Annotated in this window: 13 protein-coding genes and 2 pseudogenes; 4 read left to right on the forward strand and 11 right to left on the reverse strand. The window is 71.9% G+C overall.

Annotated elements, in window-relative coordinates; all coding sequences use genetic code 11:
- Positions 1-100 precede the first annotated feature (100 nt).
- Entirely contained in the window at positions 101-562 is a 462-nt protein-coding gene (locus MM438_RS06985) for a hypothetical protein (RefSeq protein ID WP_241451785.1), read from the forward strand.
- A 79-nt stretch (positions 563-641) separates the two neighbouring features.
- On the opposite strand, the gene era is transcribed toward MM438_RS06985, so the two are convergent.
- From era to MM438_RS07015, 6 genes are all read right to left on the reverse strand, one after another.
- Positions 642-1,556 carry a GTPase Era gene (gene era / locus MM438_RS06990; protein ID WP_241451786.1) on the reverse strand — a complete coding sequence of 305 codons (915 nt, stop codon included), beginning with the start codon at positions 1,554-1,556 and terminating at the stop codon, positions 642-644.
- On the reverse strand, positions 1,553-2,926 hold the full coding sequence (locus MM438_RS06995; protein WP_241451787.1) for a hemolysin family protein: 1,374 nt from the start codon (positions 2,924-2,926) through the stop codon (positions 1,553-1,555). The genes era and MM438_RS06995 overlap by 4 nt, the downstream gene beginning before the upstream one ends.
- A gap of 4 nt (positions 2,927-2,930) precedes the next feature.
- Positions 2,931-3,392 carry an rRNA maturation RNase YbeY gene (ybeY, locus tag MM438_RS07000; RefSeq protein ID WP_241451788.1) on the reverse strand — a complete coding sequence of 154 codons (462 nt, stop codon included), beginning with the start codon at positions 3,390-3,392 and terminating at the stop codon, positions 2,931-2,933.
- Positions 3,389-4,522 carry a PhoH family protein gene (locus MM438_RS07005; RefSeq protein ID WP_241451789.1) on the reverse strand — a complete coding sequence of 378 codons (1,134 nt, stop codon included), beginning with the start codon at positions 4,520-4,522 and terminating at the stop codon, positions 3,389-3,391. The genes ybeY and MM438_RS07005 overlap by 4 nt, the downstream gene beginning before the upstream one ends.
- A gap of 37 nt (positions 4,523-4,559) precedes the next feature.
- Positions 4,560-5,774, reverse strand: a complete 1,215-nt coding sequence (locus tag MM438_RS07010) for an IS110 family RNA-guided transposase (protein ID WP_241451790.1) — start codon at positions 5,772-5,774, stop codon at positions 4,560-4,562.
- A gap of 264 nt (positions 5,775-6,038) precedes the next feature.
- Positions 6,039-6,413 carry a histidine triad nucleotide-binding protein gene (locus MM438_RS07015; protein ID WP_241451791.1) on the reverse strand — a complete coding sequence of 125 codons (375 nt, stop codon included), beginning with the start codon at positions 6,411-6,413 and terminating at the stop codon, positions 6,039-6,041.
- Positions 6,414-6,926: 513 nt separating this feature from the next.
- On the opposite strand from MM438_RS07015, the pseudogene MM438_RS16915 reads away from it, so the two are divergent.
- A pseudogene (locus tag MM438_RS16915) lies at positions 6,927-7,094 on the forward strand (Gmad2 immunoglobulin-like domain-containing protein); the annotation flags it as partial.
- Between the two features lie 828 nt (positions 7,095-7,922).
- Here MM438_RS16915 and MM438_RS07025 read toward each other — a convergent pair.
- The 5 genes and pseudogenes from MM438_RS07025 to hrcA all read right to left on the reverse strand — a co-directional run bounded on the left by MM438_RS07025 (position 7,923) and on the right by hrcA (position 12,706).
- Complete coding sequence (locus MM438_RS07025) at positions 7,923-9,203, reverse strand: IS256 family transposase (RefSeq protein ID WP_241449384.1); 1,281 nt, start codon at positions 9,201-9,203, stop codon at positions 7,923-7,925.
- Between the two features lie 72 nt (positions 9,204-9,275).
- Positions 9,276-9,464: pseudogene (locus MM438_RS07030) on the reverse strand (transposase); the annotation flags it as partial.
- Between the two features lie 247 nt (positions 9,465-9,711).
- On the reverse strand, positions 9,712-10,452 hold the full coding sequence (locus MM438_RS07035; RefSeq protein ID WP_241451793.1) for a 16S rRNA (uracil(1498)-N(3))-methyltransferase: 741 nt from the start codon (positions 10,450-10,452) through the stop codon (positions 9,712-9,714).
- Between the two features lies 1 nt (position 10,453).
- Positions 10,454-11,581, reverse strand: a complete 1,128-nt coding sequence (gene dnaJ / locus MM438_RS07040; RefSeq protein WP_241451794.1) for a molecular chaperone DnaJ — start codon at positions 11,579-11,581, stop codon at positions 10,454-10,456.
- 75 nt (positions 11,582-11,656) lie between these two features.
- Positions 11,657-12,706 (reverse strand): heat-inducible transcriptional repressor HrcA, encoded by a 1,050-nt coding sequence (hrcA, locus tag MM438_RS07045; RefSeq protein WP_241451795.1) that lies wholly within the window; start codon positions 12,704-12,706, stop codon positions 11,657-11,659.
- A gap of 153 nt (positions 12,707-12,859) precedes the next feature.
- Here hrcA and MM438_RS07050 point away from each other — a divergent pair, with 153 nt between their 5' ends.
- Together MM438_RS07050 and MM438_RS07055 are read left to right on the forward strand one after the other, a co-directional pair.
- Complete coding sequence (locus MM438_RS07050) at positions 12,860-13,741, forward strand: DUF3097 domain-containing protein (protein WP_241451796.1); 882 nt, start codon at positions 12,860-12,862, stop codon at positions 13,739-13,741.
- A gap of 3 nt (positions 13,742-13,744) precedes the next feature.
- Positions 13,745-14,767, forward strand: a complete 1,023-nt coding sequence (locus MM438_RS07055) for an NUDIX hydrolase (RefSeq protein WP_241451797.1) — start codon at positions 13,745-13,747, stop codon at positions 14,765-14,767.
- The last annotated feature ends 51 nt before the right edge of the window (positions 14,768-14,818 follow it).

A 14,818-nucleotide genomic window follows, 5' to 3' on the forward strand; every position in this document is an offset into this window, starting at 1 on the left:
CGGGCCATCCACAGGCCGTGCAAGAGTTCTTGCACCGTCCACAGGCACGGCGCGCGGAAACGCGTTCGCCACGGCGCGGCCCACATGCCAGCCTGCCGACGTGACACGACACGGGCACGTGGAGCTGATGACCGAGTGGGGACTTCGCTTCCCGGTGTGGGGAGTCAGCACCGACATCGACCTGATGGGCCCCCTCGAGCCGGAGGAGCTCGGTCTGTCCCCCGAGCTCGTGGCTCGCCTGGAGGCGTGGCAGACCTGGTGGACGATCCTCGCGGACTTCGGGCTGGACCAGCCCGAGCCCGAGGACCTGCGCGGACGACTCGCCCTGCGGCGCGAGTGGGCGGCGTGGGGACGGGCGGGGCACGAGCTGGCCCGGCAGGTCCGCGCCGAGCTGCCCGGCGTCACCGTGGACTACCCGCCGATCCGCCGTCGGAGTGTGCGCGGGACCCTGTGGGGCATCGGGTCGTGGGCCCGGCACACCATGCTGCGGCGGCAGGGGCGGAGGTGCACCTGCCACCGGGCGCTGGGCTCCGCCGATGAGGACGCCACCGGTGGCGGGTGAGCGTCGGCTGCTGGAGGCGGGTCCGTGACCTGTCGCGTGCTGCAGGGCGAGGCAGATCGGGGAGGGTGCGCTGCAGCGGTCAGAAGCCGAGGCGCTGCAGCTGCTTGGGGTCGCGCTGCCAGTCCTTGGCGACCTTGACGTGCAGGTCGAGGTAGACCCGCTGGCCCAGGAGCGCCTCGATCTGGGTGCGGGCGGTCGTCCCCACCTCGCGCAACCGGGAGCCTCCGCGACCGATGATGATGGCCTTCTGGGAGGGACGCTCGACGAAGACGTTGACGCGCACGTCGACCATCGGCTTGTCGTCGGGCCGGTCCTCGCGGGGCACCATCTCCTCGACGACGACGGCCAGCGAGTGCGGCAGCTCGTCGCGCACACCCTCGAGGGCGGCCTCGCGGACCAGCTCGGCGATCATCACCTCGTCGGACTCGTCGGACAGGTGCCCCTCGGGATACAGCGGCGGCGACTCGGGCAGGTGGGACACCAGGATCCGGGCGACGTCGTCGACCTGGTCGCCCGCGGTCGCCGAGCACGGCACGATCTCGGTCCAGGACCCGAGCTGGTCCACCGCGATGAGGTGCTCGGCGAGCCGCTGCCGGTCGACCTTGTCGGTCTTGGTGACCAGCGCGACGACGGGTGTCCGCCGCGCCCGCTGCAGCTCGGCGAGCTCGGCGGCGATGAACTGGTCGCCGGGTCCGGGCCGCTGGTCGGCGGGCAGGCAGAAGCCGACCACGTCCACGTCCAGCAGGGTCTCGCGGACCAGGTCGTTGAGACGCTGGCCGAGCAGGGTGCGCGGCTTGTGCAGGCCAGGGGTGTCGACCAGGACCAGCTGGCCCCCGTCGACGTTGGCGATGCCGCGGATGGTGTGCCTGGTGGTCTGCGGCTTGCTGCTCGTGATCGCGACCTTCTGACCGACGAGCGCGTTGGTGAGCGTGGACTTGCCGGCGTTGGGCCGACCGACCAGGCAGGCGAACCCGGCGCGGAAGGGGGTGCTCATGCGTGCTCCTCGACGTGACGGGTTGCTCCGTGGCGCTCGTGACCCGCACCGTCACCCGCAGGATCGGCATGGTCACGCGAACGCTCAGCCTCCCACACCTCGACGGGCGACGTGGTCTGCGGCAGCCGGCGCACGACGACCGTCGCGATCCGGTGCCGCCGACCGGCGGGCTTCTCCGCCATCAGCTCCAGGCCGAGGAGCTGCACCGTGGAGCCGGGGATCGGTACCCGCCCGGAGAGCTTGGCGATGAGGCCGCCGACGGTGTCCACGTCGTCCTCCTCCAGAGCGACGTCGAACTCGGTGGCGAAGTCGTCGACGTGCATCGTCGCGGGGATCCGCACCCTGCCGTCCGCCAGCTCCTCGACGCCCTGCGCCTCACGGTCGTACTCGTCCGCGATCTCGCCGACGATCTCCTCCAGGATGTCCTCGATGGTGACCAGGCCCGCGGTGCCGCCGTACTCGTCCACGACGACCGCCAGGTGCACCTGGTCCTTCTGCATCTCGCGCAGCAGGTCGTCGATGGGCTTGCTGTCGGGGACGAAGGCCATAGGACGCATGACCTCCTCGACGGGCAGCGCCCGCGCGCTGTCGTCGTCGTTGACCCGGCGCGCGACGTCCTTGAAGTAGAGCAGCCCCAGCACGTCGTCGGAGTCCTCGCCCACCACCGGGATCCGCGAGAAGCCCGAGCGCAGGAAGAGCGACATCGCCTTGCCCAGCGTCTTGTCGTGCTCGAGGGTCACCATGTCGGTGCGCGGCACCATCACCTCCCGGACCACGGTGTCGCCGAGCTCGAAGACCGAGTGGATCATCTCCCGCTCGTCGTGCTCGATCACGTCGCTCTCGGTGGCGATGTCCACGAGGTCACGCAGCTCCGCCTCGGAGGCGAAGGGCCCGTCCTGATAACCCTTTCCAGGGGTGACGGCGTTACCGAGAACGACCATGAGGCGGGTGATCGGCCCGAGGACACGGCGCAGCCAGACCAGCGCCGGCGCGGCGACGAGGGCCACGGTGGCGGCGTGCTGCTGACCGAGGGTGCGCGGCGAGACCCCGGTGAGGACGAAGGACGCCACCACCATCAGCGCGATGCTGAGCAGGAGCGGGCGCACCGGGCCGTCGACGTGCTCGCCGATGGCGACGGTGATCAGCACGGCCGTGGTGGACTCGGCCACCACCCGCAGGAAGGTCGCCGCCGAGATGTAGCCGGGCTTGTCGGCCGCGATCGCGGCCAGCGCCTGGGACCCGGGGCGGCCCTCGGCGACCAGCTCCTCGCTGGTGTGGTGGGACAGCCGCTGCACGGCTGCCTCGACCAGCGCCAGGCAGAAGGACAGGAGCAGCGCGAGCAGGGCCCCGACGATCAGCTGGGTGGTCACGGCCTCAGGCCCCGGCCCGGCCGCCGAGATAGTCGAGCAGCAGCCGGCTCTGCAGCTCGAACATCTCCCGCTCCTCGTCCGGCTCGGCGTGGTCGTAGCCGAGCAGGTGCAGCAGGCCGTGGGTGGTCAGCAGCAGCAGCTCCTCCTGGGTGGAGTGGCCCGCCGTGACCGCCTGCCGCTCCGCGACCGAGGGGCACAGCACGATGTCGCCCAGGACCCCCTCCTGCAGCCGCTCGCCTTCACGGCCCGGCCGCAGCTCGTCCATCGGGAAGCTCATCACGTCGGTGGGGCCCTCCAGGTCCATCCACTGCACGTGCAGCCGCTCCATGGCGGCCTCGTCGACCAGGGTGATCGCCAGGTCGGCGCCGCGGTGGACGCGCATGGCGGCATACACGAACTGCGCCAGCGACACCAGGGCGCGCTCGTCGACGCGGTGGTCGGTCTCGTTGTGGACGTCGATGCTCATCGGTGGCGCCCTTGCTCCTGGTCGGTATGGCGACGCGGCTCGTCCCGGTGTCGGGGCAACCCCCGCCCCTCCCGGGCCTCGGTGCGTGCGTGCTGCGCCTCGTCCCACTCGCCGTAGGCCGCCACGATCTCGCCGACCAGGCGGTGGCGGACGACGTCCTGCGGGGTGAGCTCGGCGAAGTGGATGTCCTCGACCCCGTCGAGGATGTCGCGGACGACCCGCAGCCCGGACTCGGTGCCGCCGGGCAGGTCGACCTGGGTGACGTCGCCGGTGACGACGATCCGGGACCCGAAGCCGAGCCGGGTGAGGAACATCTTCATCTGCTCGGGAGAGGTGTTCTGCGCCTCGTCCAGGATGATGAAGGCGTCGTTGAGGGTGCGCCCGCGCATGTAGGCCAGCGGGGCCACCTCGATCGTCCCGCCCGCCATGAGGCGCGGGATCATCTCCGGGTCGAGCATGTCGTGCAGCGCGTCGTAGAGCGGCCGCAGGTAGGGGTCGATCTTGTCGGTGAGCGTCCCCGGCAGGAAGCCCAGCCGCTCCCCTGCCTCGACGGCCGGTCGCGTCAGGATGATCCGGGTGACCTCCTTGGCCTGCAGCGCGGCGACGGCCTTGGCCATGGCCAGGTAGGTCTTGCCGGTGCCCGCCGGGCCGATGCCGAAGACGATGGTGTGGCTGTCGATGGCGTCGACGTACTGCTTCTGCCCCAGCGTCTTGGGTCGGATCGTGCGGCCTCGGGCGGAGATGATGTTGGTGGTCAGCACGTCGGCCGGGCGCACGCTCGCCTGGCTGCGGATCATCGCGATCGAGCGCTCGACGGCGTCCTTGTTGATCGGCGAGCCCTGCTCGACCACCGCCAGCAGCTCGCCGACCAGGTCCTCGACGATCGCGGCGTCCGAGGACGGCCCCTCGAGACGGATCTGGTTGCCCCGCACGTGGATCTGCAGCTGCGGGAAGGCCCGCTCGACGGTGCGCAGCAGCTCGTCGTTGGGCCCGAGCAGGCTCAGCATCGGCACCGAGGGCGGGATCACGATGGTGTGCTGCCAGGCCTCGCGCGAGGAGGCGTCCGGGGGGGTGGTGGCAGGCTCGAGACCCGCCAGGGCCTGGCGCAGGGCTGGGGTGTGGTCTGTCATCGTCCGACCAGTCTAGGGGGTGTCCCTATGTTCTTCGTCAAGCGGTGAGGGGCGTGGGTGCGGGCGCTGGGGCGCGGTAGGTCTCGTGGTTGCGGAGCATGGCGTGCAGGACGTCGCAGCGTCGTCGGGCGAGGCAGATGAGTGCGGCGTTGTGCTTCTTGCCTTGGGCGCGTTTGCGGTCGTAGTAGGCGCGGCTGACGGGGTCGAAGCGCAGGGCCGCAAACGCGGATAGGAACAAGGCTCTCTTGAGGTGCTTGTTGCCTGACCTGGCGGGGAACTCCCTGCGGATGCTGGTGCCGGAGCGTCGCGTGACGGGGGCCAGGCCGGCGTACGCGGCGAGGTGTCCGGCGGTGGGGAAGGCCGAGCTGTCACCGACGTCGAGCAGGATCCGGGCTGCTGTCCTGACTCCGACGCCGGGCATCGAGGTCAGGACCTCGGCAAGAGGGTGGGCATCGAGGACTTTCTCGACCTGGGTGGCCAGATCGGCTCGTTGGGCCAGGGTTGTGCGCAGCGTCGCGGCCAGGTGTGGCAGGACCTGCTCACCGGCGGTGGTGCCGGCCACGACCACGGTCTGCTCGGACAGGGCCGCCATGATCGCGTCGGTGAGCTCGCCCGCGCCACGGGGGTTGGCCTTGGTGATGACGCGTGCCAGGCGTGCGCGCCCGGCGCGGGTGATGCCTTGCGGGCCGCCGAGGTGTTCCAGGACGGCCAGGCCGGCCTTGGTGGCGATCTTGGGTCCGAGGACTCGTTCGAGGGCGGGGTGGAACTGGGTGAGCAGGCCACGGATCCGGTTGCTGAGGCGGGTGGCTTCGGCGGCGAGGTCGTCGTCGAAGCCGACCAGGACCTTCAGCTCGGCCAGGGCCTCTTCGCCGACGTCCACGCGGCGCAGGGTGTGGGGCATGGTGCGGGCAGCGTCGGCGATGATGAACGCATCGCGGGCGTCGGTCTTGGCGTTGCCCGGGTGCAGGTCGGCGATGCGGCGCATCGCCAGCCCAGGCAGGTACGCGACCGCGATCCCCATCGAGCGGGCCACTGCGATCGGCAGGGCGCCGATGGTGTTGGGCTGGTCAACGATCACCAGGACCCGACCCCGGGCGGTCAAGGTCGTGAAGAGTTCTTCCAGCCGTGCCTGGTCCTGGGGTAGGGCCTTGTCGAAGACCTTGTTGCCCGCGCAGTCCAGGGCGCAGGCGTGGTGGTCTTGCTTGCCAACGTCCAGCCCGCACCAGATGTCGTAGCCGATGTCCTCGCTCATGACGGTGACCATCCTTGCATCGCAGGACCGGTCGCCAGGCTGTGGTGAAGCGTCAGCTGCCGGCACCCACGTTACGAAGAGACCTCATCTTGGGCCGTGTCCCTATCAGCGGTCAGACCGACGCCACCAGGCCCGGTGACAACACCCCCCGGATCATGGAAGAGACAGGGGTGGTAAGTCATGCCGGGCCCGGCGACCGTGACCCCGCACCGCGGGGCCACCAGCAAGGTAACGCGGGGTGCGGGGCGGCCGGGAGGACGTCGGTCAGCCGGGCGGCCACTGCAGGGAGCGACCGCCGAGCACGTGCAGGTGCAGGTGGCCGACGCTCTGCTGGGCGTCGCGGCCGGTGTTGGCCACGAGGCGGTAGCCGCTGTCGGCGATCCCCTCGATCCGGGCGACCTCGCCGGCGGCGAGCACGACGTCGGCCATCAGGGCGGCGTCGGCCCGGGTGGCCGCGACGGCGTCGGTGTGGTGGGCCTTGGGGATCACCAGCACGTGGGTCGGCGCCTGCGGCTGGATGTCACGGAAGGCGAGGGTGGTCTCGGTCTCGTGCACGACGTCGCCCGGGATCTCGCCCGCCACGATCTTGCAGAAGAGGCACGCAGGGTCACGATTTGATGCCTTTCGGTGATCGCTCATGTCCTCACCCTAGCGAGGCCGCGCCGTCCAGTCGTCCGAGGCCTCCATCGCCTCTCCCCCGGTGCGCGCCGCCGGGCGGACAGCGGGTGACGGGAGGGGGCGACCGGCGAGATCCCCTGGGGTGGAGGGCGACATGGACATCACGACGACGAGGCGAGCGCTCGCGGCCGCGCGGTGCCGACGCTGCGTCTCTACCGGGAGTATGTCGCCGCGCCGGCCGGCCTGCGCACGGTCGCGGCCCGGGCGGAGGCCGCCGCGAACGCCGCGACGATCGAGGCCGGGCGTCGCGGCCACGTCAACGCCTGGGGCGAGCGGGTCGTCACCGACGTCCAGGTGCAGCGGGACCGCATCGTGGTCGCCCTCGACGGGCCGACGCGCGCCGTGGAGGCCGAGACGGCGCGGGTCGCGGTGGCGCCGGTGGTGTGGACGGTGACGGCGACGGTCGGCAAGGACCTACCGGTGACCTTCCGCTCGCGCGACGGCAAGGTCGTGGGCGCGGTGATGGCGGGCGGCATGCATCGTCGCGCCTCCGGCCTGGCCCAGCCCAAGGAGCTCGCAGCCGTGTGGGTGGACTCCCCCGGCGCCGGCCAGGTCGTGCCCGCGAGCAAGCCCGTCACCGTCAGCGGGAGCGCCTGCTCGCCCGAGGCGAACGTCGCCTGGCGGTTGACGCGCGGCACGAGCGAGCGCACCGGCTTCACCACGGCGTCGATCGCGTGCCCGACCCGCGGATCCTGGCGCGTCGGCCTCGGGAATCTGGCGAGGGGTACCTACCGCTTCGGGGCGTGGGCGCCGGGCTCCGGGGAGGGCCAGGCACCCGTCGGCCGCGTGGTCCGCACCTTCACCGACACCGTGTTCACCCTGGACATCACCGGTCGGCGCCTGAGCCAGAAGACCACCAGCCCGGACACCACCGTCGCGGGCACCCTGGTCCGGCACTACACCGACGCCAGCGACAACCCCGCCTGGATCGACACCACCACCCACACCGGCACCACCACGACGCGGTATGCCGAATCGTTGGCTGGTGACCTCGGTGTCGAGCTCGCCCAGGACGGCGCCGCCACCCTGACCCTGGCCAACCTGCACGGCGACATCACCACCACCGTGCAGATTCCCGCCGACCAAGGCGAGAACACCCCCGCGAACGCCATCACCGGATGGAGCGACTACACCGAGTACGGCACACCCCGCGACCCCGCCACCACCACCACCATCACCGGGACCGCAGGCTACGGCTGGCTCGGCGCCAAACAACGCTCCACCAGCGCCGCCACCGCCGGCCTGACCCTCATGGGAAAGCGTTTATATAACTTGAGGCGTGGATCCTTCACGGGGATAGACCCAATTCCGGGGGCTGGGGAAAATTCATATAACTACCCTCAGGATCCTGTAAATTTCCTTGATCTGACGGGATGCCGCCCCTGCCGGGGGTCCTACGGGAATCGCTACACGCCCTGGTCGCCCGTGCGGGGACTGTCGGATTATCGGTGGGCGGGGTGCCCAGCGTTCTTAGGTGGTCGAGGGGGTGATGCGTCCCTCGAAGGTGATGGCGAAGGCGTTCAGGGGTGCCTTCCACCGGATGACCCATCGTGCCCTGCCTCTCCCGGTGGGGTCCAGGGAACGGGTCACCAGGTAGAGACACTTCAACGCGGCGGCGTCGTTCGGGAAGTGCCCTCGCGCACGGACGGCGCGCCGGTAGCGGGCGTTCAACGACTCGATCGCGTTGGTCGTGCAGATGACCTTGCGGATCTCGACGTCGTAGTCGAGGAAGGGCACGAACTCGTTCCACGCGCCTCGCCACATGCGGATCGCGGCGGGACAGACGGGCTCCCACGTGGCGGCGAAGTCCTCGAACCGTGCGGCGGCCTGCTCGGCGTTGACGGCCGTGTACACGGGCCGCAGGTCCTTGGCCATCGCGTCCCAGTGCTGGCGGGCCGCGTACCGGAACGTGTTCCGGATCAAGTGCACGACGCACGTCTGTACGGCGGCGAGCTCCCATGTCGTGGTGATCGCCTCGGGCAGTCCTTTCAGCCCGTCGCACACGGCGATGCACACGTCCTCGACACCGCGGTTCTTGATCTCGGTGAGCACGCCCAGCCAGAACTTTGCGCCCTCCCCACCGTCGCCGGCCCAGATCCCGAGGATGTCGCGTTCCCCGGCGGTCGTCACGCCGATGACGATGTAGAAGGGCTTGTTGGTGACCTGCCCGTCACGGACCTTCACCACGAGCGCGTCGATGAAGATCACCGGGTACACGCGGTCCAGGGGCCGGTGCTGCCACTCAGACATCTCCGCGGCGACCTTCTCGGTGATCCGACTGATCGTGTCCTTGGACACCGACGCGCCATACACCTCGGCGAAGTGCGCCGCGATCTCACCGGTGGTCAACCCGCGCGCCGACAAGGACAGGACGAGCTGGTCGACGCCGTCCAGACGGCGTTGCCGCTTCCGGACGATCTTCGGGTCGAATGTGCCGTCCCGGTCCCGCGGAACGTCGATCGTGACCGGCCCGATCTGCGTGAGCACCGTCTTGGATCGGGTGCCGTTCCGCTCGTTCCCGCCCCCGTCGACCGGCGCCGGCTTCGCGTGCCGATCCGAGTGCTCGTAGCCGAGGTGCTCGGTCAGCTCTTCCTCCAGAGCGGTCTCCAGCACCTGCTTGGTCAGGCCCGTCAGCACACCGTCGGGGCCGACCAGGTCGACTCCTTCAGCGCGGGCCTGGTCCACCAGACGCTGCGCCAGCGCCTGCTTGTCGTCATCGTTGAGGTCCACGACCCCAATCGTGTTCGTCATGCTGCCTGCTCTCCCGCCGAGCACCGCTCAGCGCGTCAGGCCGAACCCCCACCCACCGTTGTTCTGACACTCCCTCGAGCGGACCCCGTTGCGCGAGTTCCCGCTCCCGCGTCCTTCGACGGCGTGCTTGTCGTACCCCAGGTGCGAGGACATCTCCTCGTCCAGAGCGACCTCGATCACCGTCTTGGTCAGCATCTTCAGCAACCCGTCCGGGCCGGTCAACGCGACGCCGTCCTCCTGCGCCTGACGGACCAGGCGCTGCAACGCGGCCAGGTCCTGCTTCGACGGAGCGCGCCCCGACACCGGCGCCACCGGCTGCGCCGGCTCGTCAGGCGAAGTGGCGTCCTCGCTGTCGGCGACGGCGTCCAGTCCCGGCTCCTGCGGGTCCAGCATCTGCGGCTCCATCAGGCTCACGCCCACCAGTGTCTCGGCCACCATCGGCCCCTTCCTGCCCTACCGGGCAACGGGCCGCTTACACCGTTTCCTGCGACAGTCCTGCCTCTGGCGCTCACCAACGGGCGCGGGCGAGCAGGACGGCCAGCGCGGCCGGCCCTGCGGACGAGGAGCGGAGCACGTGGGGCCCGAGGCGCACCACGTGGGCGCCCGCCTCGGCGAGGGTGGCGAGCTCGTCCGGCGAGATGCCGCCCTCCGGGCCGACGACGACCAGCACCTCGCCCGCGGCCGGCAGCTCGACCTCGTTGACGGAGGTGGTGGCGTCCTCGTGGAGCACGAGCGCGCACGTCGCCGCGGCCACCCGGCTGGCGAGCTGGCGGCTGGTGACGTGCTCCCCCACCACCGGGGTGCGCGTGCGCCGGGACTGCTTGGTGGCGGCGGTGACGACCTGCTGCCACTTGCGGTGTGCCTTGGCGGCGCGATCGCCGCGCCACTGGACGATCGAGCGGGCGGCGCCCCAGGGCACGACCTCGTCGACACCGAGCTCGGTGGCGGCCTCGATGGCCTGGTCGTCGCGGTCGCCCTTGGCCAGGGCCTGGATGAGGACGAAGCGGGGGTCGGGCGCCTCGGTGCGGCATACGGACGTGACGGACACCGTCAGCTCGCCGGAGCCGACCTGGTGCACCGTGCCCTGGACCTGCAGTCCGCTGCCGTCGGAGAGCAGCACATCCTCCCCCGGCTGCAGCCGCAGGGAGCCCGCGGCGTGGCGCCCCTCGGCGCCGTCGACCACCACCGAGCCGCCCGCCGTGATCCCGTCGAGGGAGCCCGGCGCGAGCAGGAAGAGCGGCGCGGTCATGTCAGCGGAAGGCGTCGCGGAGCTTGCCGAGCAGCCCCTTGTCCATGGAGGTGAGGTGGGCCTCGGGGGCCTCCTCGCCGCGCAGGCCGGCGAGCTCGCGCAGCAGCTCCTCCTGGCGGGCGTCCAGGCGGGTCGGGGTGAGGACGTTGAGGTGGACGACCAGGTCGCCGCGGCCGGTGCCGCGCAGGTGGGTGACGCCCAGGCCGTCCAGGGTCACCGTGTCGGCGGACTGGGTGCCGCGGCGCACCTCGACGTCCTGGGTGCCGTCGAAGGTGTCGAGGGCGATCGTGGCGCCGAGGGCGGCCGCGGTCATGGGGACGTCGAGGGTGCAGTGCAGGTCGTCGCCGTGGCGCTGGAAGGTCGGGTGCGGCGTCACCACGATCTCGACGTAGACGTCGCCGGGCAGGCCGCCGCCGGGGCCGACCTCGCCCTCGCCGCGCAGCTGGATGCGCGTGCCGGTGTCGACGCCGCCGGGCACCTTGATGGTGACCGTGCGGCGGGTGCGCACCCGGCCCTCGCCGGAGCACTCGAAGCAGGGGTGCGGCAGGACGGTCCCGAAGCCCTGGCAGACCCCGCACGGGCGGGTCGTCATGATCTGGCCGAGGAAGGAGCGCTGGACCTGCTGCACCTCGCCGCGTCCCTGGCAGGCCGAGCAGGTCTCGGAGGTGGTGCCGGGCTGGCAGCACTCCCCGTGGCAGGTGGTGCACTCCACCGCGGTGTCGAGGGTGAGCTCCTCGGTGTCGCCGAAGACCGCGGTCCGCAGGTCGATGTCGGCGCGGACCAGCGCGTCCTGGCCGCGGCGGGTGCGGCTGCGGGGCCCGCGGGAGCCGGGGGCTCCGGCCGCACCGGCGCCGAAGAACTGGTCCATGATGTCGCTGAAGGTGAAGCCCGGACCGTAGCCCGCCGAGCCTGCCTGGGCGTAGGGGTCGGCGCCCATGTCGAAGGCGCGCTTCTTGTCCGGGTCGCCGAGCACGTCGTAGGCGCGGGAGACCTTCTTGAACTCCTCCTCGGCCTCCGGGCCGGGATTGACGTCCGGGTGCAGCTTGCGCGCGAGCCGGCGGTAGGCCTTCTTGATCTCCTCGGCGCTGGCGCCGCGGTCGACCCCGAGGTCGGCGTAGTAGTCGTTCACGAATGTCCTTGGCGTCGTGGGTGGTCGAGGGACAGGCAGAGCAGACGATCAGGTATGCCGGAAGGGCTCACGGGCTCACCCGCCGAGCTGGCGGCTGACGTAGGCCGCGACGGCGCGCACCGCGGCCATCGTCGTGGGGTAGTCCATCCGGGTCGGGCCCACCACGCCGAGTCCGGCGACGTGGTCCGGGCCCGCGCCGTACCCGGTGGAGACCACCGAGGTCGACACCAGCCCGGCGTGGGACAGCTCGTGGCCGATCCGGACGCTGACCACGTCGGCGTCGGAGGGCCGGACCGGGTCGCCGTGCAGGGCGTCGAGCAGCCCGAGCAGCACGACGTGCTCCTCGAGGGCCTCCAGGACGGGGCCGAGCGTCAGGGGGAAGTCGCCGCCCGCGCGGGCCAGGTGGCTCGTACCGGCGACCACGACCCGCTCCTCGCGCTCCTCGACGACCATCTCGGACAGGGCCCGGGCCACGGCCTCGACGGCGGAGCGATCGGCGGGGGCGAAGCTGTCGGACAGGGAGCCCAGCCCGGCGGCCACCTCGGCGAAGGGGCGCCCCGCGGCCAGGGTGTTGAGCGAGCCCCGCAGGGTGAAGACGAGCCCCTCGCCCTCCCCCTGGTCGAGGTCACGCCCGGCGTCCACGACGCGCTGCTCGACCCGGCCGGTGGTGACGATGAGCACGACCATGAGGCGGGGGCCACCGATGGGGACCAGCTCGATGTGGCGCACGCAGGAGCGGGTGAGCGAGGGGTACTGCATGACCGCGACCTGCTGGGTCAGCCCGGACAGCAGCCGCACGGTGCGGTCCACGATGTCGTCGAGGTCGACCGCGCCGGTGAGGAACTCGCGGATCGCGGCGCGCTCGGCCGGCGACAGGGGCTTGATCTCGGAGAGCTGGTCCACGAAGAGTCGGTAGCCCGCGTCGGTGGGGATCCGCCCGGCGCTGGTGTGCGGGGCGGCGATCAGGCCCTCCTCCTCCAGGGCCGCCATGTCGTTGCGGACCGTGGCGGCGGAGACGCCCAGGGCGTGTCGCTCCAGCAACGACCGCGAGCCCACCGGCTCGGAGGTCGCCACGTAGTCCTGCACGATGGCGCGCAGCACCTGCAGCCGTCGGGTCTGGCTCATGCCTCGCACCTCCTACCCCGTCCTCGGCTGGCACTCTCCCACTCTGAGTGCCAATTCTACGCCCGCTCGCGCGCCCCCACGAACTCCCGTCCCCCCGAGGGCTAGCCTGCAGCCCGGCACAAGCCCGGACGCACCGACCCGCAGGAGGACCTCGTGGCCGACCGCTACGGCACCGACCCGCTCGCCGGCGACTGGCGCACCCCGCCGCGCGGCCGCTCCCAGGAGGTGCCCGCCTGTCTCGGCCTGGTGGTCGAGGATGTCCAGTCGGGGTGGTGCGGCGCCGTCGTGCGGGTGGAGAAGGCCGGCGGCGTCCACGTCGTCCACCTGGAGGACCGCGGCGGGCGGGTGCGCGGCTTCGAGATGGGCCCGGGCTTCTGGGTCGACGGGGCCCCGGTGACGCTCGTGCCGGACAGGAGCAAGGCCCAGGCCCAGCTGCGCGAGGTCCGGCAGGCCGCCTCCCGCACCGCCTCCGGCTCCCGGGCCGTGCAGGGCGTGCCGGCCAAGGTCGCCAGCGGGTCTCGGATCTTCGTCGAGGGCCGCCACGACGCCGAGCTGGTCGAGCGGGTCTGGGGCGACGACCTGCGCATCGAGGGCGTGGTCGTGGAGCTGCTGGACGGCGTCGACGACCTGCGTGCCGCGATCGAGGACTTCGCGCCGGACCGGGACCGCCGGATGGGCGTGCTCGTCGACCACCTCGTGCCCGGCACCAAGGAGGCCCGGATCGTCGAGGATGCCCGGCGCACACCGCGGTATGCGCCATACGTCAAGATCCTGGGGCATCCCTACGTCGACGTCTGGCAGTCGGTCAAGCCCGCGCGCCTCGGGCTGGAGCGGTGGCCGGTGATCCCCCGCGGCACCTCCTGGAAGCACGGCATCTGCGCCCACCTGGGCTGGCCGCACGAGTCGCAGGCCGACATCGCCCGCGCCTGGAAGCAGATCCTGGGTACCGTGCGCAGCTACGCCGACCTGGAGCCCACGCTGCTGGCCAGCGTGGAGGAGCTGATCGACTTCGTGACCGTGCCGCTGGAGGACTAGCAGGTGGAGCAGAGCGTCAACGCCACGACCGAGGGGGACGCCGCCGGCGCCCCGGGGGCCGCTGCCGGCGGGCTCGTCGCCGAGCTGGTGGCCGTGGTGGTCGCCGTCGCCGCCGAGCGCCCGTGCGTGCTCACGGTGGACGGCCGGGCCGAGGGCGGGACCGCCGCGCCGGCCCTGCCTGCCGGTCCGCTCGAGGCGGGCGAGCGCTCCCTGCAGGCGGGTCTGCGCAGCTGGGTGGCCTCCCGGACCGGGCGACGACTGGGGTATGTCGAGCAGCTCTACACCTTCGCGGACGCCGATCGCGGGCTCGACGACGCGATCCACCGGATCTCCATCTCCTACCTCGGGCTGACCACCGCGGGCGACGAGCCGGGCGCGCGGCGGGGCGCCGACAGGGCGACCGACGCAGGCACCTGGGTGGGGATCTACGACTACCTGCCGTGGGAGGACCAGCGCGCGGGGACCCGGCTGGTCGACGAGGTGGTGGCGCCGCAGCTGACGCACTGGGTGGGAGCGGCCCGCACCGACGCCGCCCGCTCCGAGCGGCGGCAGCGCTGCGACGCGGCCTTCGGCCGGGGCGGGCGTGCCTGGCTGCCCGAGGGGACCCTGCAACGCTACGAGCTGCTCTACGAGGTGGGGCTGCTGCCCGAGTCGAGGCCCGCGTGGCGGCTGCCCGCGGCCGACCTCGTGCCCGGCGCCCGGATGGTCGGCGACCACCGGCGGATCCTCGCGACCGGGCTGGCCCGGCTGCGCGCCAAGATCCAGTACCGCCCGGTCGTCTTCGAGCTGATGGCGCCGGAGTTCACGCTCGGGGAGCTGCAGGGCTGCGTGGAGTCCCTGGCCGGGCAGCACCTGCACAAGCAGAACTTCCGCCGGCTCGTGGAGCAGCAGGCCCTGGTCGAGGAGACCGGGTCGATGTCGTCCGGGACCGGCGGTCGCCCGGCCAAGACCTACCGCTTCCGCCGCAGCGTGCTCCTGGAGCGTCAGGCGGCGGGCACCAAGCTCCCGGCCCGCTCCCCCCGCTGACTCACCCCCGTGCCGTCCTGCGGTTGACAGGCCCTGCCCGAGGGTTATGCT

The organism is Arsenicicoccus dermatophilus (assembly GCF_022568795.1).
In the GTDB taxonomy this organism is placed as follows: Bacteria; Actinomycetota; Actinomycetes; order Actinomycetales; family Dermatophilaceae; genus Arsenicicoccus; species Arsenicicoccus dermatophilus.